Annotated in this window: 22 protein-coding genes; 14 read left to right on the top strand and 8 right to left on the bottom strand. The window is 66.3% G+C overall.

Features of this window, described 5'->3' with window-relative positions:
- The first annotated feature begins 5 nt into the window (after window positions 1-5).
- The 4 genes from KR49_RS04370 to KR49_RS04355 all read left to right on the top strand — a co-directional run bounded on the left by KR49_RS04370 (window position 6) and on the right by KR49_RS04355 (window position 3,042).
- Window positions 6-1,628: a 2-isopropylmalate synthase gene (locus KR49_RS04370; RefSeq protein WP_043692031.1), complete on the top strand. Its 1,623-nt coding sequence runs from the start codon at window positions 6-8 to the stop codon at window positions 1,626-1,628.
- A 10-nt stretch (window positions 1,629-1,638) separates the two neighbouring features.
- Window positions 1,639-2,463, top strand: coding sequence for a carbohydrate ABC transporter permease (locus tag KR49_RS04365; RefSeq protein WP_043696774.1), 825 nt, complete (start codon window positions 1,639-1,641; stop codon window positions 2,461-2,463).
- A gap of 65 nt (window positions 2,464-2,528) precedes the next feature.
- Window positions 2,529-2,774: a Nif11-like leader peptide family RiPP precursor gene (locus KR49_RS04360; protein WP_043692027.1), complete on the top strand. Its 246-nt coding sequence runs from the start codon at window positions 2,529-2,531 to the stop codon at window positions 2,772-2,774.
- An 82-nt stretch (window positions 2,775-2,856) separates the two neighbouring features.
- On the top strand, window positions 2,857-3,042 hold the full coding sequence (locus KR49_RS04355) for a hypothetical protein (protein WP_043692022.1): 186 nt from the start codon (window positions 2,857-2,859) through the stop codon (window positions 3,040-3,042).
- 4 nt (window positions 3,043-3,046) lie between these two features.
- Here KR49_RS04355 and KR49_RS04350 read toward each other — a convergent pair whose 3' ends face one another.
- Complete coding sequence (locus KR49_RS04350; protein WP_371257656.1) at window positions 3,047-3,313, bottom strand: hypothetical protein; 267 nt, start codon at window positions 3,311-3,313, stop codon at window positions 3,047-3,049.
- 21 nt (window positions 3,314-3,334) lie between these two features.
- Window positions 3,335-3,775, bottom strand: a complete 441-nt coding sequence (locus KR49_RS04345) for a hypothetical protein (RefSeq protein WP_043692020.1) — start codon at window positions 3,773-3,775, stop codon at window positions 3,335-3,337.
- An 88-nt stretch (window positions 3,776-3,863) separates the two neighbouring features.
- Between KR49_RS04345 and KR49_RS04340 the strand changes: the two genes are divergently transcribed.
- From KR49_RS04340 to KR49_RS04320, 5 genes are all read left to right on the top strand, one after another.
- Entirely contained in the window at window positions 3,864-4,112 is a 249-nt protein-coding gene (locus tag KR49_RS04340) for a hypothetical protein (protein ID WP_043692018.1), read from the top strand.
- Window positions 4,079-4,414 carry an MTH1187 family thiamine-binding protein gene (locus KR49_RS04335; protein ID WP_253912817.1) on the top strand — a complete coding sequence of 112 codons (336 nt, stop codon included), beginning with the start codon at window positions 4,079-4,081 and terminating at the stop codon, window positions 4,412-4,414. Before KR49_RS04340 ends, KR49_RS04335 begins: the two co-directional genes overlap by 34 nt.
- A gap of 77 nt (window positions 4,415-4,491) precedes the next feature.
- Window positions 4,492-4,983 (top strand): hypothetical protein, encoded by a 492-nt coding sequence (locus KR49_RS04330; RefSeq protein ID WP_043692010.1) that lies wholly within the window; start codon window positions 4,492-4,494, stop codon window positions 4,981-4,983.
- 4 nt (window positions 4,984-4,987) lie between these two features.
- On the top strand, window positions 4,988-5,608 hold the full coding sequence (locus KR49_RS04325) for an RluA family pseudouridine synthase (RefSeq protein WP_043696768.1): 621 nt from the start codon (window positions 4,988-4,990) through the stop codon (window positions 5,606-5,608).
- A complete protein-coding gene (locus KR49_RS04320) occupies window positions 5,587-5,841 on the top strand; it encodes a SemiSWEET family sugar transporter (RefSeq protein WP_043692008.1) in 255 nt (84 codons plus the stop codon). Before KR49_RS04325 ends, KR49_RS04320 begins: the two co-directional genes overlap by 22 nt.
- Window positions 5,842-5,867: 26 nt before the next feature.
- Here the strand turns inward: KR49_RS04320 and KR49_RS04315 are convergent, their stop codons facing one another.
- On the bottom strand, window positions 5,868-7,841 hold the full coding sequence (locus KR49_RS04315) for an HDIG domain-containing metalloprotein (protein ID WP_371257666.1): 1,974 nt from the start codon (window positions 7,839-7,841) through the stop codon (window positions 5,868-5,870).
- A gap of 200 nt (window positions 7,842-8,041) precedes the next feature.
- On the opposite strand from KR49_RS04315, the gene folD reads away from it, so the two are divergent.
- From folD to KR49_RS04290, 5 genes are read left to right on the top strand one after another with little or no spacing between them, the layout of a single operon-like run.
- On the top strand, window positions 8,042-8,923 hold the full coding sequence (folD, locus tag KR49_RS04310; RefSeq protein WP_043692002.1) for a bifunctional methylenetetrahydrofolate dehydrogenase/methenyltetrahydrofolate cyclohydrolase FolD: 882 nt from the start codon (window positions 8,042-8,044) through the stop codon (window positions 8,921-8,923).
- A gap of 8 nt (window positions 8,924-8,931) precedes the next feature.
- The gene (locus KR49_RS04305) at window positions 8,932-9,621 is read left to right on the top strand and encodes a TIGR02466 family protein (RefSeq protein WP_043692000.1); all 690 of its coding nucleotides are present in this window, start codon (window positions 8,932-8,934) and stop codon (window positions 9,619-9,621) included.
- Between the two features lie 27 nt (window positions 9,622-9,648).
- Window positions 9,649-10,578 carry a geranylgeranyl diphosphate synthase CrtE gene (gene crtE / locus KR49_RS04300; protein WP_052378163.1) on the top strand — a complete coding sequence of 310 codons (930 nt, stop codon included), beginning with the start codon at window positions 9,649-9,651 and terminating at the stop codon, window positions 10,576-10,578.
- Window positions 10,575-11,078, top strand: a complete 504-nt coding sequence (locus KR49_RS04295) for a divergent PAP2 family protein (RefSeq protein ID WP_043691998.1) — start codon at window positions 10,575-10,577, stop codon at window positions 11,076-11,078. Before crtE ends, KR49_RS04295 begins: the two co-directional genes overlap by 4 nt.
- Window positions 11,075-12,526, top strand: a complete 1,452-nt coding sequence (locus tag KR49_RS04290) for an ATP-dependent RecD-like DNA helicase (RefSeq protein ID WP_043691996.1) — start codon at window positions 11,075-11,077, stop codon at window positions 12,524-12,526. The genes KR49_RS04295 and KR49_RS04290 overlap by 4 nt, the downstream gene beginning before the upstream one ends.
- Window positions 12,527-12,540: 14 nt before the next feature.
- Here KR49_RS04290 and KR49_RS04285 read toward each other — a convergent pair whose 3' ends face one another.
- The 5 genes from KR49_RS04285 to KR49_RS04265 all read right to left on the bottom strand — a co-directional run bounded on the left by KR49_RS04285 (window position 12,541) and on the right by KR49_RS04265 (window position 16,768).
- Window positions 12,541-13,149 (bottom strand): histidine phosphatase family protein, encoded by a 609-nt coding sequence (locus KR49_RS04285; RefSeq protein WP_043691994.1) that lies wholly within the window; start codon window positions 13,147-13,149, stop codon window positions 12,541-12,543.
- A gap of 180 nt (window positions 13,150-13,329) precedes the next feature.
- Window positions 13,330-13,695 (bottom strand): hypothetical protein, encoded by a 366-nt coding sequence (locus KR49_RS04280; protein ID WP_043691991.1) that lies wholly within the window; start codon window positions 13,693-13,695, stop codon window positions 13,330-13,332.
- Window positions 13,696-13,800: 105 nt separating this feature from the next.
- Entirely contained in the window at window positions 13,801-14,154 is a 354-nt protein-coding gene (locus KR49_RS04275) for an acylphosphatase (RefSeq protein WP_043691989.1), read from the bottom strand.
- Window positions 14,052-15,467: a cobyrinate a,c-diamide synthase gene (locus tag KR49_RS04270; RefSeq protein ID WP_043691988.1), complete on the bottom strand. Its 1,416-nt coding sequence runs from the start codon at window positions 15,465-15,467 to the stop codon at window positions 14,052-14,054. The genes KR49_RS04275 and KR49_RS04270 overlap by 103 nt, the downstream gene beginning before the upstream one ends.
- A 14-nt stretch (window positions 15,468-15,481) precedes the next feature.
- A complete protein-coding gene (locus KR49_RS04265) occupies window positions 15,482-16,768 on the bottom strand; it encodes a glucose-6-phosphate dehydrogenase assembly protein OpcA (RefSeq protein WP_043691987.1) in 1,287 nt (428 codons plus the stop codon).
- Between the last annotated feature and the right edge of the window lie 31 nt (window positions 16,769-16,799).

Raw genomic sequence — 16,799 nt, 5'->3', positions numbered from 1 at the left:
TCGCCATGGCCAAGGACCCCGGTCGCGTCCTCATCTTTGACACCACCCTGCGGGACGGGGAGCAGTCCCCTGGTGCCAGCCTGAATCTCGAGGAGAAGCTGGCCATCGCTCAGCAGCTTGCACGGCTGGGAGTCGATGTGATTGAAGCGGGCTTCCCCTTCGCCAGCGCCGGTGATTTCGCTGCCGTGCAACGCATCGCTCAACAGGTCGGCGGTGAATCCGGTCCGATCATCTGCGGTCTGGCCCGGGCATCGAAGTCCGACATCAAGGCCTGCGCGGATGCGGTGAAACCGGCTCTTCACAGCCGCATTCACACCTTCATCGCCACCAGCGACATTCACCTCGAGCACAAACTCCGCAAGAGTCGGCAGGAGGTTCTGGGGATCGTCCCGGACATGGTGGGCTATGCGCGGTCGCTCGTTGAGGATGTGGAGTTCTCCTGTGAGGACGCCGGACGCAGCGATCCTGATTTTCTCTACGAGGTGATCGAGGCGGCCATCAACGCTGGAGCCACCACCATCAACATTCCGGACACTGTGGGGTACACCACCCCCAGTGAATTCGGAACCCTGATCGCGGGGATCAACCAGAACGTCCCCAATATCGGGGAGGCGGTGATCTCGGTCCATGGCCACAACGACCTCGGCCTCGCGGTGGCCAACTTCCTCGAAGCCGTCAAGAACGGAGCCCGGCAGCTGGAGTGCACGATCAACGGCATCGGAGAGCGGGCCGGCAATGCCTCGCTGGAGGAGCTGGTGATGGCTCTGCATGTGCGCCGTCGTTACTACAACCCGTTCCTCGGACGCGACGCTGACAGTCCGACACCGCTGACGGCGGTCCGCACCGAGGAGATCACCAAGACCTCGCGACTGGTCTCCAATCTCACCGGCATGGTGGTGCAACCGAACAAGGCGATCGTCGGCGCCAATGCCTTCGCCCATGAGTCGGGCATTCATCAGGACGGCGTGCTCAAGAACCGGCTGACCTACGAGATCATCGATGCCCGAACCGTCGGCCTGAGCGACAACCGCATCTCTCTCGGCAAGCTCAGTGGCCGCAGTGCCGTGCGCGCTCGCCTCGAGGAACTCGGCTATGACCTCACCCGAGAAGATCTCGATGAGGCCTTCGCACGATTCAAGGATCTGGCCGATCGGAAACGGGAGATCACCGACCGTGATCTGGAGGCGATCGTCAGCGAACAGGTGCAGCAGCCGGAAGCCCGCTTCCAGCTCAAGCTGGTGCAGGTGAGCTGTGGCAGCAGTCTGCGGCCCACGGCCACCGTCACCCTGAGTGACGATGACGCCGGCGAGCGAACGGTTTCGGCCGTGGGAACCGGTCCGGTGGATGCGGTCTGCCGCGCTCTGAACACGCTGGCCGGCATTCCCAACGACCTGATCGAGTTCTCTGTGAAATCCGTGACCGAGGGGATCGACGCCATGGGTGAAGTGACCATTCGACTCCGGCGCGATGGAAGTCTCTACTCCGGCCATGCCGCCGACACCGATGTGGTGGTGGCGGCGGCCATGGCGTTCGTCAACGCTCTGAACCGACTGGTGGCTGGGGAGGCCAAGCAATCGCTGCATCCGCAGAAGGATGCGGTGGTCCCCCCCTCCCGTCCGACGCTCTGAGATCGAGGCGATGCGCCGCACGTTCACCCGCGCTCTGCAGTTGGTGCTGCTGATCCTGCTGGCTCTGCTGGTGCTGGTTCCGTTGCTCTGGCTGGTCAGCACCTCCCTGAAGGGCCCCAGCGAAGACATCTTCAGCAGTCCGCCGGCGCTGCTGCCGGCGGAACCCAGCCTCGAGGCCTATTGGCGCCTGTTCCAGGACAACCCGCTCACGACCTATCTGCTGAACAGCACCGTGGTGAGCGTGCTGGCGGTGGTTGCCAACCTGCTGTTCTGCTCGATGGCGGCCTATCCCCTGGCGCGGATGCGCTTCGCCGGACGCGGGCTGGTGCTGGGTCTGGTGGTGGCCACGATTCTGATTCCGTTCCAGGTGGTGATGATCCCCCTCTACCTGCTGATGGTTCAGCTCGGACTCCGCAACACCCTGGTGGCCCTGGTGATCCCCCAGGCGGCGACCGCCTTCGGGCTCTATCTGCTGCGTCAGAGTTTTCTGGGGGTGCCTGTGGAACTGGAGGAGGCCGCCAGGATCGATGGCTGCAGCCGTCTGGGCGAGTGGTGGAACGTGATGATTCCAGCGGCGAGGGCAGATCTGATCACCCTGGGCATGCTGGTGTTCATCGGCACCTGGAGCGATTTCCTCTGGCCGCTTGTGATCCTGGATGATCCAGGCCTCTACACGCTTCCGCTCGGTCTGCAGCAGCTTTCGAGCAGTTTTTCCCTCGACTGGCGGATAGTGGCTGCCGGGTCGGTGGTCTCGATCCTTCCGGTTCTTGTGCTGTTCGTGCTTCTTCAGCGCTTCATCCTCCCGAGTGCCAGTGGAGATGCCGTGAAAGGTTGAGCGGCACGGCCTTCGCTCTCTGAGAACCGTCGCTGCCCTAGAACAGCGCCTGATGCAGAGCGAAGGTGTCTCTCGAGGATCTCGACCGGCTGCTGGAGCTGCGCCATACCGATGCGGCGCTGGCGGCCCGCCTGGCCTCACCGATGGAGCTTCCCGAACTGATGGCCCTGGCGGCCGAGCGAGGCTTTCAGGTGAGTGGGGATGATGTACTGCAGGCACGGGAGCGTGAGCTGGCCCAGCGCAGCTCCGAGGATCTGCAGCGGGAACAGGGCGAGGAGGCCCGTCGTCTGCGGCATTTCATTCACGGCTGACGCCGGCCCGCCGTTGTCGGCAGCACAGGCGGCCGTGTCGCCGTTGACTTCTGAGCCCAGCTCCGTCCCGGAGACTGATCAGATGGATCAGATCAGCATGTCGTTCTGGAAGGACGTCGCGGACTCGAGCTCGAGATGGATCTCAGTCGCCGAACACCTCGCCGAATCGGCGGAACTCAAACCGCTGCTCTCCACAGAGGAACGTGCGACGGGCCTCTGTGATCCCTCCAAGTTCCTGAGCTGGAACGATCTGGTCGGGGAGCGCTGAAGCGTCAGACGGTCAGTTTCACCACATCAGGTGTTTCACCGTGCACTTCGCCGATCCAGCGGGCGTGGGTGACGGCTCCCTCGTGGGTGTGAAACACCCAGGCATCTTCCACGGAATCGCGCACTTCGATCTGACTGCTCGATGCGTTCACGCCGAGGTAGAGCCCCTGGGAACAGGACCTCAGCACAAAACGTTCTGCGTATTTGGTGAGCATCGGCTGTGAAAGGGCTCTCTTTGAGCGATAGCTGACGTAGAGCCCGGCAAATCCCATGTTTGGAATCTCTACCGATTTTCACTCGCTGAGGGTTAATAAACTGCTCTGTTGTTCCATCAGTGTCTCCGGTGGACTGAACCGCAGCTGATGGCCTCCGTCGCGGAACCACGGTTCGTCGCAGGTCCGAAGCTGGAGGGCATCGGCTTCCAGTCCCCAGGTATCGCGCAGATAGAGGGCGATCAGCGATGGTTCCGCCGCCTCTGGCTGCTGCCAGTGCACCAGAGCCAGTTCTCCCGGTCGGCAGGTGAGCGTCACCAGGCGGTGATGAGCAACGCCGTCGGGTGCCGGCTGTTCGAGTTCTTCGCAACGCTCCTGGCAGACGAACAGTCGCAGGGGGCCGTTCTGATCCGGCTGCGGCAGGGGGTACTTGTTCAGATAAAGGCTGCGAGCACGCCGGAAGGCCGCTCCCGGAGCTCTGGACATCAGGGCGGTGTAGGCCTCCTGCAGGGTGCTGCTCACGGCTGGATGAATGAAGCCGTTCCAGTGTCCGTGATCCGGAGGAGTGGCTGACGTGGGAAGATGGTGACAATTTCGGGATTGGACCGCGATGGCGCTGCATCGCTCCCGCTACCGGCTGGTTGGCCTGGATGGTCTGCCGCATCCGGTGCTTGATGCCCATTACGACACGCTTGAGACGGCTCTGGACGAAGCGCGCTCCTGGTGCGCCGGCCAGGGTGCGGCTTGCGCCCTCGCCGGCCGCGGAATCGCCGTGGAGGTGAGAACCGGCAGCGGTAACTGGCGCACCATCGACTATCCGGTCAGTTGCCTGAAACGACCGATGTCTCCCGCTCCGTGAACTGGGTCAGCATCGATCTCTGTGTGGTGCCGATCGGGGTGGGCGTCAGCCTGTCGCCGTACATCGCCGCCTGTCAGAGGGTGATCGAGGCTGCTGGTCTGGAGCATGAACTCGGAGCCAACGGAACGGCGATCGAAGGACCCTGGGACGAGGTGATGGCCTGCGTGCGGGCCTGTCACGACGAGCTGCACCGGCTGGGGGTTCCGCGGGTCTACACCACCCTCAAGTTGAACACCCGCACAGACCGTCATCAGTCATTCCGCGAGAAGGTCGAGGCTGTGAAGCGGGAGCAGACCTCCTGAAATCTGGAGATGTTCGGGTGAATCAGCGAATTCGGTGTCTGATTCTGAGACCAATGAGATCAGCGAGCTGATGTTCCGTGCGGAGCTCCGTTCTCACCGCGCTGGTGCTGGCATTCACGGTCGGACTGGGGCACCAGTCACCGGCGAAGGCCACGACCTGGGATCAGATCGGCGGTTATCTGCGTCTGATCCAAAGCGCCGGCATCGAGGCGATGGTGGCGAACGACTGCCCGCTGGGGTTGTTCGGGGCCTATCACGCCGGTCGTGATGTGTTGCTGATGTGCGGCAACAACATTCCCGATGACCCCGCTGTCGTCTGGGAGGTGCTGGCCCATGAGTCGGCCCATGTCATGCAGGTCTGCAAGGGGGGGAATCTGATGCCCGAGTCGTTGCTGGTTGAGGAGATGGAGGCGACGATCGACAAGGGTGCTGACACGTTTCACGAGCTGGCCCTCTACCGAAGCGGCCGACACCATGTGGAGGCTGAGGCCAGGGTCGTGCAGGCGCTGCCTCCTCAGCAGGTGGAAGCCCTGTTCATCAAGCATTGCGGCGATCGCCTTGACCCCTGATCCGTTGCAGCCTCTGCATCGGGATCCGTGGCTGCTGGCGGTGAACAAGCCGGCTGGATTGCTCAGTCAGCCCGGGCTGGGAGCCGACCAGCAGGACTCTCTGATCACACGGCTGCGGGCGGGGGATGGCGATCTGCATCTGGTTCACCGCCTCGACCGGGACACCTCGGGCGTTCTGCTGCTGGCCCGCGGGCTGGAGAGCCTGCGCCGCTGCAGTGCCCTCTTCGCCCAACGCCGGGTGAACAAGCTCTATCTGGCTGAAATCGATGGTGCGCTCACCGGGCGGGGCTGCCTTGATGCCCCACTGGCCCGGCTGCAGCGCCAGCCGCCTCGCTACGGACGTCATCCCGACGGGCGCAGCAGCTGCACGATCTGGCGTGTCCGACGTGCCGTCAACGGCCGCACTCAGCTCTGGTTGCGACCGTTGACCGGCCGCTCCCACCAGCTGCGTGCCCATCTGGCCGACATCGGCCATCCGATCGTTGGGGATCCGATCTACGGCGGCAGCCCGGCCGGGCGGCTGCATCTGCACGCCCTGGCGCTGGGTTTCAGGCATCCCTTCTCCGGTGCGCGTCTCCGCCTTCACTCCCCCAGTCCGCTGCCATGGCCATCCCACCGGATCTGATCGGCTACACCGCCGCCACCCTGACCACAGCCAGCTTCTTCCCGCAGGCGATCAAGACCCTGCGCAGTGGTGACACCCGTGCCATCTCTCTCGGGATGTATGCCCTGTTCACATCGGGCGTGGCGCTCTGGTCCGTCTACGGGCTGCTCGCCGCTGATGGTCCGGTGCTGGTGGCGAATCTGATCACCCTGCTGCCGGCGGCGGTCGTGCTTCAGCGCAAGCTCACCAGCTGAGACTCCCGGTCGGTTGAGCCGGTGCTTCAGACCGAGAGACCGCGACGGGCCGGGATCGGATAGGGGATGCGTCGATGCCGCATCCGTCGCCAGACCTGGACGAAGGCACGCACCACCAGTTCCACCTCGGTCCGGCTCAGGGTGCTCTTGCGCAGCTGCCCGTCCTGATGACGCGACGCGACGATTCGTCTCACCGTGTCGCGGGCCTGGTCATCGGAGGTGTCCGGAGGCAGGGAGCGCAGCGCCGCTTCGCAGCCGTCGGCGAGCATCAGCACGGCGGTCTCCCGGGATCGTGGTGCCGGTCCGCGGTAGCGGAAGCGGCTCTCATCGACATCGGGATCCCGTTCGCGGGCCTTGTGCAGGAAGTACCCCATCTTCAGGGTTCCCTGATGCTCCGGAATGAAATCGGCGATCGGCCGTGGCAGTCGGTGCCTGCGGGCCAGTTTCAGCCCCTCGTCCACATGCGCCTGAAGCACCGCGGCGCTGGCTTGAGGATCATCGAGGCTGTCGTGGGGGTTCGGGCCATCCTTCTGGTTTTCGATGAACCAGTTGGGGGCGTGGAGCTTGCCGACATCGTGGTACAGCGAACCTGTGCGGATCAGATCGACGTCGGCGCCGATCGCCCGGGCTCCCTCCTCCGCGAGACCGCAGATCATCAGGGTGTGCTCGAAGGTGCCCGGCGCCTCGCAGGACAGGCGCCGCAGCAGAGGTCTCTCCTGATCGGCCAGTTCCAGCAGCCGGGCCCGGGTGAGCAGTCCGAAGGACGACTCCAGCACAGGAATCAGCAGCAGAGCCAGCATCAGCAGGATGCCCAGCAGCAGCGACTCGGCTGCCAGTTCATCGAGATTCGGATTGGTGGCCCCCCAGATCCGCCAGCCCGTGAGCGGTTGCAGCTGGAGCATCAGCCACTGGCCGAGCAGTGCTCCGATCGGCAGCATCACCGCCAGCTGAAGCAGCTGGCCGCGGCTGCGCTGCCGCCCAGCGATCAGTGCTCCGGCAGCGGCGACGACCACTGCCATCAACAGGCGTCCGTCCCCGAGACCGTTCACCGGTACCGGCCAGAGCAGCGCCGCGATCGACATCCACACCAGGCCGCATCCCGTGCCCAGCCCCTCGGTGATCACCAGGGTCGGAGGCACCAGCACCGCCAGAGGGCTGATCGAGCCCTTGAACCAGAGCTTGGCGCCCTGCACCAGCAGCAGCAGGGCCAGCGCCAGCAGGGCATGGCGCACTTCAAGTCCGGGCCGTTCGCGGCGCATCACCAGCAGCATCACGGCGCAGGCGGCCAGCGCCTCGAGGAAATGGCGGAACCAGATCGCCGGCTGCGGTTCCCGCCGGACCTTGCCGAAGTAGTCGAGAACGTCGTAGGCCTGAGGACTGATCGGCTCCCCCTTGCGGGTGATCAGATCTCCCGCCCGCACCTCGATGGTGGGAATTCCCTGTTTGGTGAGCTGCGTTTCGATCAGCTGCTTGCTGAGGTTGGGATCCGTGCGCAGATTGCTGCTGCCCTGGAGCGTGCCGGTGAGCAGCTTGGCGGCGAGCGACCGTGCCGCCGGCTCTTCGGCCACGAGATCACGCACCTGCAGCCGCACCGCTTCCCGGAGCTGCCCCTCGGCGAGACCGCTCACCAGCCCCTGGCTGAGCATGCGGTCAGCCGCTCTGCGCAGGGCGTCATCCCAGGCGAGACGCTCGTTTTCGCTGCGTTTCTGCAGCCAGCGCTGTTCGTTCGCGTCGAGATTGACGGGCCCGACCCGCGCGGCTGAGCCGGTGAGGCTGACCTGTTGCAGTTCCCCGAGCTGCCGTTCCAGGCGTTGTCGGAGCTCGAGCGTCTGCTGGCGGTCGATCACCTGAACCACCGAGCGGGCCAGGAGGTTGGAGCGTCGCTGCTCCAGAGCTGTGCTGTCCTGAACCAGGGCACCCTTGGGGGCGACGGCATCGAACGGCGCCAGAGAGCCCGGCTGCAGATCCGGCTTGAGCAGCCAGGGCAGGCTCGACACCATGGCAACCGCGAGGCAGAGCACCAGCACCGCCGACAGCTGAAGCCGGCTCCAGCGCAGCAACCTCCTGGCCGGTGCTTCATCACGCAGCCAGCGTCGCCAGAGGCGGCTCACACGCGGAAGGCCTACCAAATCGTGGGCGCTGACCTCATAACGCTAGCTCTCCCCGGCAGGCATGCTGGACGCAGTGTGAACCTGATGGCATGGCCCTGCGCCTGGATGGCAAGGTGCTCGCAAAAGCCGTTGAACACAGGCTCTCCGCTGTGATCAAGGAGCATCAGTCCGGCATCGGTCGCCCGCCGGGACTGGCGGTGCTGCGCGTCGGCGATGACCCGGCCAGCGCCGTGTACGTCGCCAACAAGGAGAAGGCCTGTGCCCGCATCGGCGTGGCCAGTTTCGGAGCCCACCTGGCGGCCGAGACGGCGGCGGACGCGGTGCTCGGCAGCATCCGTGCATTGAATGCGGATCCCAGGGTGGATGGAATCCTGCTGCAGCTGCCGCTGCCCGACGGACTCGATGAGAGGCCGCTGCTGGAGGCGATTGACCCGGAGAAGGATGCCGACGGACTGCACACGCTGAATCTGGGCCGTCTGCTCAAAGGGGAATCCGGCCCGCGCAGCTGCACGCCGGCGGGCGTGATGGCGATGCTGCGCAGCAACGGCATCGACCCGGCCGGCAAGCGTGCGGTCGTGATCGGTCGGAGCATCCTGGTGGGACAGCCGATGGCGCTGATGCTTCAGGCGGCCAATGCCACGGTGACGGTGGCCCATTCGCGCACCGTGGATCTTGCCGCGCACACCCGGGAAGCCGACATTCTTGTGGTGGCGGCCGGGCGCCCCGGGATGGTCGGGGCGGAGCATGTGCGTGCCGGAGCTGCCGTGGTGGATGTGGGCATCCATCGCCGTCCCGAAGGAGGGCTGTGCGGTGATGTGGTGGCCGCCGAGGTGGAGCCGATCGCTGCTGCGCTCTCTCCGGTGCCTGGGGGCGTCGGACCGATGACGGTGACGATGCTGCTGGTGAACACGGTGGTGGCCTGGTGCCGCCGCCATGGGATCGACCATGGCCTCGATGATCTGATTGTCTGAGAGTTGCAATGGCATTCCACTGGCTTTTCCCGACACCGGTGCTGCAGGTGGATCTGACTCCCGAGGCCGGCGTGGCTGCGGCGATGGACGCCGAGCTGGTCACCTTTGACCGTGAGGTGTTCGCCCATCCTGAGTTCAGCGACCGCAACAACCTCACCGGTGATCTGCTGGGTCGTGCCGGTCTGGACCAGGTGCATCGACTGGAGGCCTTTCAGTGGCTGAACCGTCAGCTGGCCCTGCATGTGAGTGGGTTCCTGCAGGAGCTGCTCGGGCCGGCCCATGGGCTGGAAGTCCATATTCAGAAGGCCTGGCCGGTGGTCTGTGCGCAGGAGGGGGGAACGATCGAGCCCCACACCCATCGCAACGCCCAGCTCAGTGCCGTCTTCTATGTGCGCACGGAGGCGGACAACGCCACCGGCGAACTGGAGTTCCAGGCACCGGAGGATTACTTCAGCCACGTGATGGCGATTCCTTACAAGGATGCCGCCGCCTCAGGCGGTGTCTTCGCGCCGAAGCAGCATCGTCTGCTGCTGTTCCCATCGGATCTCACCCACCGGGTGACGCCTTATGAGGGGAGCTCTCCGCGGTACTCCGTCTCCTACGACCTCGCCATCACCACGCCCCCCGGGGAGGGACGGGAGATGCGCATGCCCCACCCGATGGACTGGGTGCCCCTGAGCGGTATGGGCCCGGCCTGAGAGAATCCCGCCAGTTTCGGGTTCTCCATGACCGCTGCGGCGACCTCCCCCGACAGAGTTCCGGCACCGGCGGACAGCTTTGATTTCAAGGCTTACCTGACCAAGGCGAAAGCCACGGTGGAGCAGGCCCTTGATGCCGCTCTGCTGCCGGAGCGTCCGGAATCCCTGCGGGAGGCGATGCGCTATTCGCTGCTGGCCGGTGGCAAGCGGTTGCGGCCGATCCTCTGCCTGGCCGCCTGTGAACTGGCCGGTGGGGAGGCGGAGCTTGCCGTTCCCACCGCGGTGGCTCTGGAGATGATCCACACCATGTCGCTGATCCACGACGATCTGCCGGCGATGGATGACGACGATCTGCGGCGGGGCCGACCCACCAATCACAAGGTCTACGGCGAAGCGGTGGCGATCCTGGCCGGTGATGCCCTGCTCACCCGCGCCTTCGAAATGGTGTCGCTGCGCAGTCCCGGTGTTCCGGCGGAGCGCCTGCTCAAGGTGGTGGGGGAGCTGTCGCTGGTGGCCGGTGCCCCCGGCCTGGTGGGCGGTCAGGTGGTGGATCTGGAGAGCGAGGGCAAGCAGGTGGACCTCGACACGCTCGAGTACATCCATCTGCACAAGACAGGAGCGCTGCTCAGTGCCTGTGTGATCACCGGCGCCATGATCGGCGGCGCCGAAGACGACCTGATCGCAGCTCTGCGCACCTACGCCCGCGGCATCGGCCTGGCGTTCCAGATCATCGACGACATCCTGGATATCACCGCCAGCAGTGAGGTTCTCGGCAAAACCGCCGGCAAGGATCTGATCGCTGACAAGACCACCTACCCGAAGCTGCTGGGTCTGGAGGAGTCCCGCAAGCGGGCTGATGTGCTGGTGAATGAAGCCAAGGACGTGCTCAAACCCTGGGCGGAAAGGGCCCTGCCGCTGCTGGCCCTGGCGGACTTCATCACCAGCCGCGACCGATGATCGAGACCGTTCCAACCCATGCCGTTCTGCAGGAGGTGCTCGACAACGCCTCCCTGGCCTGGGGGCTGGCGGCCTGCGGCATCGCCCAGCTCTCGAAACTGTTCATCGAACTGATCCAGCACCGGCGCTGGCGCCCGGCTGTGCTGATCGAAACGGGGGGGATGCCCTCCAGTCACTCCGCTCTGGTGACGGGTACCGCGGCCTGCGTGGGCTGGACACTGGGATTCGATCACCCGCTGTTCGCGCTGGCGGCGATGATCGCCTTCGTGGTGATGTACGACGCCAGCGGCATCCGGCGGGCAGCCGGGTTCACCGCCGAACGGGTCAATGCCCTCCCCGCTGAACTCTGGCAGGAGAGCTTCGAGAAACCCCTCAAGGAAAGCCTGGGCCACAGCCGGCTTCAGGTGCTGGTCGGCAGCCTGATCGGTCCCGCCATCGCCCTGCCGGGACTTGCGCTGCTGGGATCACCGCTTCATCTGTTCGGAGTGCTGCTGGGGTGAACGCCGGGGCTGAACTCACCGGTGATCAGCAGATCGCATCCGATGCCTTCGCGGCATGGCTGGCGTCGCCGGCTGATGGAACGCCGTTCGTGCTGAGCGGTTTCGCCGGCAGCGGCAAGACCTTCCTCTCGATGCGTCTGCTGCGTCAGGTGGAGGCCAGCGGCCTCTGCTGGACCGTGGTGGCTCCGACCCACAAAGCGGTGGGAGTGCTGCGTCAGGCCCTTGAGCTGGAGGGCCTCAACCCTGCCTGGTACCCCTCCACGATTCATCGTCTGCTGCGGTTGAAGCTGAAGCGGCAGGGCGACATCGAGCTGTGCGAGCCGACGGAGCAGACGGCGATGGCCCTGGAGCATCTCGGACTGGTGCTGGTGGATGAGGCCTCCATGGTCGACAGCACGCTTCTCGGGATCGCCCTTCAGTGCGCTCACCCCTTCAAGACCAGGCTGGTGTTCGTCGGTGATCCGGCGCAGCTGCCGCCGGTGGGTGAGGACAGCAGCCCGGTGTTCGCCATGCAGCGCGCCTGCTCCGCTGCTCTGCGCCAGGTGGTGCGCCATCAGGGGCCTGTGCTGCAGCTGGCTGGAGGCCTGCGGGAAGGTCGGCTGCCCTGTCAGATGCCGCCGCTGCTGCCGCCGATCCGGGATCCGCAGGGCCAGGTGCGCAGCCTTGTACAGAAGGACTGGCTGCAGGAGGCTCGCCGCGCACTCCGGGAGGCTTCCGTCCAGGACAATCCCGATGCGGCCCGCATCCTCTGTTACACCAACCGCACCCTGGACCGTCTGGTGCCCCATGCCCGACGGGCCATTCACGGGGAGATGGCTGATCAGATGCCGGTGCTGCCGGGAGAGGTGCTGATCAGCCGCACAGCCGTGATGGCTCCGGCCTCCCGCGACGGGGAGGAGACGGGGGAGGAGCCGGACATGGTGCTCGGCTCCAATCGCGAGGTGACCGTGCGGGATGTGAAGCCGGAGTCCTGTGATCTGGTGGATTTCGGGCTGTCGGCCGCGGATGGCCCCGTGCCCGTGATCGAGACCCTTTCGGCCAGCGTCAGTGCCGGGGAGCTGGAGCTGACCCTGAGACTCCAGCCCCCGGTGGGCAGTGAGGCGCGGCAGCTGCTGGATGCCGTGATGCAGCGGTTGCGGCAACAGGCCCGGGACGCGGGCAAGAAGGACGGCCGATCCATCTGGCGCCGTTTCTTCCTGATCCGCGATGCCTTCGCGTCTCTCGGGCCGGCGGCCGTGCTCACGGTGCATCGCAGCCAGGGCAGCAGCTTCGGGGATGTCTTCGTGGCCCCCGATGTGTTCCGGGCTGATCCCTCCATCCGTCAGCAGCTCTGTTATGTGGCGGTGTCGCGGGCCCGGACGGGGGTCTGGCTGATCGGTGCGGACGCCTCAGCAACGGTTCAGGCGGCCTGGCGGCGTGAGTTCGAGGGCTTCTCCGGCGTCGGTTGAGCGGCAGCTCGGATTCAGACCCCAGGGTCGGTTGGGGCATTCCAGCGGGCGATGGCCTTCTGCCCCCGCTCCCAGCCGAGGATGCTCACGGAGGCGGTTCCCAGCTTGAACAGCCTGCCGCCGGCGGCTCCCAGTCCCAGCCAGGTGCCGGTGAGGGCCCGCAGGATATGGCCGTGAGCGAACAGGGCCACATCCCCATCCCCGGGGGCGGCCAGGGCGGTGGCGATGGCCTTCGCGCAGCGGGCCTGCACCTGATCGGCGTTCTCGCCGTTGGGACAGCCGTGGGTCCACACCGTCCAGTCCGGGACCGTTTCGCGGATCTCGGGCGTGGTGATCCCCTCGTAGTCGCCGTAGTTCCACTCGAGGAGGTCCTCCATGATCTGCATCTGCCCTCCCAGACCCCCCAGATCGCAGGTGCGGCGGGCCCGTTGCAGCGGAGAGCTGAACACGGCAGCGAAGCTCAGGCGCGTGAGGATCGGTGCGAGCGCCCTGGCCTCCTCCTCTCCCTGGGGCAGCAGCGGCAGGTCGGTGCTGCCGGTGTGGCGCCCGTTCAGGGCCCATTCCGTGGCGCCATGGCGCAGCAGCCACAGTTGCCGTTGACGTTGCTCTTGACCGGTGGACATGACGCAGCGGGGCGGTCCCGCTCAGGATGACCATCGCTGAGAGAGCCGACTGCAAGCTGGATCACAGCCTCAGGATCAGGGCGGCCAGTCCGATGCAGACGGCCAGACTCGCCACTCCGAGGAGGGCTTTCCAGAAGGCCGTGCTGCGGGGATTCAGCAGGTCATCGGGCATGGTGGCCTTCAGCTCTGCGGGGAAGTCTCGCTGCGCTCGGGAAGGAAGGGAAAGGTGGTCTGCAGGCTGCGTTCCAGAGCACCCGGCAACGCCGCGTGAACGCTGTTCTCCTCCACCTCGTAGCGCTCCGCGAGGATGACCGGATCGTCCAGGTCCAGCGTGCAGCTGCGGATCGCCGGACGCAGCCTGTGATCGCCCCCACCGCTGCTGGCGGTGGAGAAGGTGCCCTCCATCGCGGCCCAGGCGCGGCAGGCATGCATGGCTTCCAGCAGCGATCCGTACATGCGCTGAGGCTCATCGCGCCGGGCACTGACCACATCCATCCCGATCAGCGGCATGGCCGTGATGGTCAGAACGATGCAGAACCGCAGCATGCTTCGGAGCGCCGGGGGAGTGTTCAGTGATCCTTCCGCCCTAGCCAGATCCCGGCCATCCGCCGGATCTGTTCCCAATCTCTTCGGAGGCGGATGACAGGCCGCTTACTGACGCACCTCGAACCAGTCGTCGCCGGTGACCGGCAGCTGGCTCGGTTGCACTCTCAGCACCTGGGCACCCGGTGGGCCCTGCTCACACCAGGCCCGCAGCTCCGCGATGGCCATGGGAGCGCCTTCGGCCTGCACCTCCACGGATCCGTCCCTGCGGTTGCGCACCCAGCCGCGCACCCCCAGGTCCAGAGCGCGACGGTTGCAGCTGGCCCGGAATCCGACTCCCTGGACCTTTCCCTGGATGATCAGGCGCCAGCGTTCGATGAAGGGTTGGATGCGTTGCGGACGCGTCCGGCTGACGAAGCGCTTGCTGATGGCATCGGCCCGGTTGCGAGCGCGTCGCGCCATCGGCAGCAGATCGTCGAACAGCTGGCCCAGTGCATGTGAATCCAGCTCGCGTGAAGCGTCCGATCCCCCCATCCTTCCAAGCGTCGTTGGGTTCGCCACCCATCAATTTCCCACAGCGCCGATCCCTCGGGGTCGCGGTCCAGGCTCCAGCGGTGGAAGGCATGGCCCCGCAGTCGCTCTCCCCGACGCACCAGCAGTCCGTCGCTGGTTGCCGTCAGCGTGCGGTAGCCGACATCCAGCTGGCCGCGGCTGGCATGGAACGGCAGAGAGCCGGCCATGGCATGGACGGCTCCGTCGAGGTCACTGAGCGAGCGGCCCAGCAGCAGCATGCCGCCGCATTCTGCGTACACCGGTCGATGGCGCGCGAAGCTCCGCAGGGCATCGAGGCTGCGCCGGCAGCTGCTCAGCTGGGCCGCGTGCTGCTCTGGGAAGCCTCCGGGGAGGATCAGCCCTCTGGCGTTCTCCGGCAGCGGCTCATCGGCCAGAGGGCTCCAGGGAAGCAGAGGCATGCCCATCCGCTCCAGCAGTTCGCCGGTTTCGGGGTAACGGAAGTGGAAGGCGGCATCAGCCGCCACCGCGACCGGCATGGGGGTGCCTCCCCCCGACGGACACTCCGCCAGCGGGTCCTCGCCGCTGGTGGGCGCCGCCATCAGCGGCAGCAGACGCGGCAGATCCAGATGGTTGGCAGCCAGCTCCGCCCAGCGAGCCCGTCGCTCCGCGGTGCCGTTGAGTTCATGGGCGGGCGCCAGTCCGAGATGGCGGCTGGGCAGCTGCAGATCCTCGCTGCGGGGCAGGCAGCCGAGCAGGGGCACATCGAGCCTCTCCAGCACCTCCGCCAGCAGCTCCCGGTGGCGGCTGCTGCTGACGCGATTGAGCACCACACCCGCCAGGTTCAGGTTGGGGTCGTGGTCGCGGAAGCCGCGCACCAGGGCGCCGAGGGAGGCGGCCTGGCCACCGGCATCGACCACCAGCAGCACCGGCAGATCCAGCAGCCGTGCGGTGGCGGCGGTGCTGCCCGTTTCACTGCTGCCGATGCCGTCGAACAGCCCCATCACCCCCTCCACGAGGGCATGGTCGGCCGTGCTCCCGTAGCCGTGGAAGGCCCGGCGCACCCAGGACTCACCACAGAGATTGCTGTCGAGATTGCGGCAGGGACGCTGCGAGATCGCACTCAGCAGCTGAGGATCGAGATAGTCAGGCCCGACCTTGAAGGCCTGGATCGAGCGTCCCTGGGACCGCACCCAGCTCAGCAGGGCGAGGCTGAGCAGGGTCTTGCCGCTGCCGCTGGCCGGAGCGGCGATGACAACGGCCATGAAATCCGATCAGCTCAGGCGAGCAGCCTGGCAGCCAGAGGTGCGGCGGCGGCCAGAAGCGGGTTGGTGCTGTCGTGGCCGCCACTGAGCAGACGGGCCACATCCATCTCGGGAGTGGAATGCTGGGCGGGCACGACCTCCTCGTGCAGATCCAGGCTGGCCATGCCACCGCCTTCGAGTCGCATGCAGCCACCCGACTCGGCGCAGAGGATCACGCAGACGCCCTTGCCGTCATCCGGCTGGCAGATCAGGCGAAGGCCCACCAGCTGGCCGGCGTGAACGCTGGGCTGGCCCATCGGCACGGACATCAGCTGGAAGATCACCTCGGTGCCGTCCGCACGGCGGAAGCGGGCGGCGGTGCCCTCCTCCGTCGCTTCGGTGTGGTCGAGGCTCCAGCCCAGTCGATCGGCGATCCAGGCGGCCAGAAGCAGGCCCTGTGCGGGGTGATGGCCTTCCACATCGATGTCGAGCCGCACGATGTGGCTGAGTGCATCGCGGCGGTGCGGCGGATCGAACACCATCGCCAGGGTTTCGCGCCAGCTGCTCAGACGCAGCCAGTTGAGGTCGTTCACGGGTTGACCGGTGGTCACCCAGTGACGCAGCAGATCGAGGCAGTGACGCGGGCTGCCCACGGCCGTGTCGATGATCAGGCGACGGGGGGCACAGGCCAACTGCTCCATCAGGGCCGGAGCCTCATCCAGGAAGCCGTTCCACCAGACCCAGGAGGGCATCGAGGGCGGCAGCAGTGGCTGCAGGATGTTCATGCCGTCCTGCAGGGCGTTGTGGCCACCCCGCAGCACCACCACGTCACCGCAGGCGGCGGTTCCACCGCCTTCCTCCGGCAGGGGGCAATAGGCCGCCACAAGGGTTTCCAGCCCCTTGCCGGAATCGATGGTGGGGGCCAGGGTGATCAGCCGGCGGGGCTGAAGCGCGCTGAGGGCCGGGTCGATGTACTGACCGCGCAGATCCTCCGACTGGGTCTGGCCATCGAAAGCGGCGGCCGCTGCGATCACCTCTCCATCCAGAGGGGGGGTGCTGAGCGGTAGATCGGCGTCCACGACCACCTGACGGCCGGCGGCCACCAGGGAGTCGGATTGCTGGCCGGTGATCGGCCCCTTCAGGCGACCGCTGCGCACCAGCTGCTGTTCGGCCCAGGCCGGCTGCCAGATCAGCAGAGAGAACGTGTTGGCGCCGGTGCCGGTGCTTCCCTGCTGCTCCGGGGACCAGAGCTGTTCGAGGTAGGTGGGCACCTCCGAGGGCGCCAGTTCCAGGGGGGTCTGAAGCGTGAGCTGAGGGGACATGGTTCGGACGGAGAGGGGTGGAACAGGGATA

The organism is Synechococcus sp. KORDI-49 (assembly GCF_000737575.1).
GTDB lineage: Bacteria > Cyanobacteriota > Cyanobacteriia > PCC-6307 > Cyanobiaceae > Parasynechococcus.
This window is presented reverse-complemented; position numbering and strand designations above follow the sequence as displayed.

Bases quoted from the DNA above. Each gene is read 5' to 3' on its own strand.
- crtE (WP_052378163.1), top strand. From the start codon at position 9,649: ATGACCGCTGCGGCGACCTCCCCCGACAGAGTTCCGGCACCGGCGGAC.
- KR49_RS04315 (WP_371257666.1), bottom strand. From the start codon at position 7,841: ATGGTGTCGAGCCTGCCCTGGCTGCTCAAGCCGGATCTGCAGCCGGGC.
- KR49_RS04350 (WP_371257656.1), bottom strand. From the start codon at position 3,313: ATGGGATTTGCCGGGCTCTACGTCAGCTATCGCTCAAAGAGAGCCCTT.
- KR49_RS04340 (WP_043692018.1), top strand. From the start codon at position 3,864: ATGGCGCTGCATCGCTCCCGCTACCGGCTGGTTGGCCTGGATGGTCTG.
- KR49_RS04265 (WP_043691987.1), bottom strand. From the start codon at position 16,768: ATGTCCCCTCAGCTCACGCTTCAGACCCCCCTGGAACTGGCGCCCTCG.
- KR49_RS04370 (WP_043692031.1), top strand. From the start codon at position 6: ATGGCCAAGGACCCCGGTCGCGTCCTCATCTTTGACACCACCCTGCGG.
- KR49_RS04285 (WP_043691994.1), bottom strand. From the start codon at position 13,149: ATGTCCACCGGTCAAGAGCAACGTCAACGGCAACTGTGGCTGCTGCGC.
- KR49_RS04320 (WP_043692008.1), top strand. From the start codon at position 5,587: ATGGCCATCCCACCGGATCTGATCGGCTACACCGCCGCCACCCTGACC.
- KR49_RS04280 (WP_043691991.1), bottom strand. From the start codon at position 13,695: ATGCTGCGGTTCTGCATCGTTCTGACCATCACGGCCATGCCGCTGATC.
- KR49_RS04295 (WP_043691998.1), top strand. From the start codon at position 10,575: ATGATCGAGACCGTTCCAACCCATGCCGTTCTGCAGGAGGTGCTCGAC.
- KR49_RS04275 (WP_043691989.1), bottom strand. From the start codon at position 14,154: ATGGCGCGACGCGCTCGCAACCGGGCCGATGCCATCAGCAAGCGCTTC.
- folD (WP_043692002.1), top strand. From the start codon at position 8,042: ATGGCCCTGCGCCTGGATGGCAAGGTGCTCGCAAAAGCCGTTGAACAC.
- KR49_RS04355 (WP_043692022.1), top strand. From the start codon at position 2,857: ATGGATCAGATCAGCATGTCGTTCTGGAAGGACGTCGCGGACTCGAGC.
- KR49_RS04305 (WP_043692000.1), top strand. From the start codon at position 8,932: ATGGCATTCCACTGGCTTTTCCCGACACCGGTGCTGCAGGTGGATCTG.
- KR49_RS04365 (WP_043696774.1), top strand. From the start codon at position 1,639: ATGCGCCGCACGTTCACCCGCGCTCTGCAGTTGGTGCTGCTGATCCTG.
- KR49_RS04270 (WP_043691988.1), bottom strand. From the start codon at position 15,467: ATGGCCGTTGTCATCGCCGCTCCGGCCAGCGGCAGCGGCAAGACCCTG.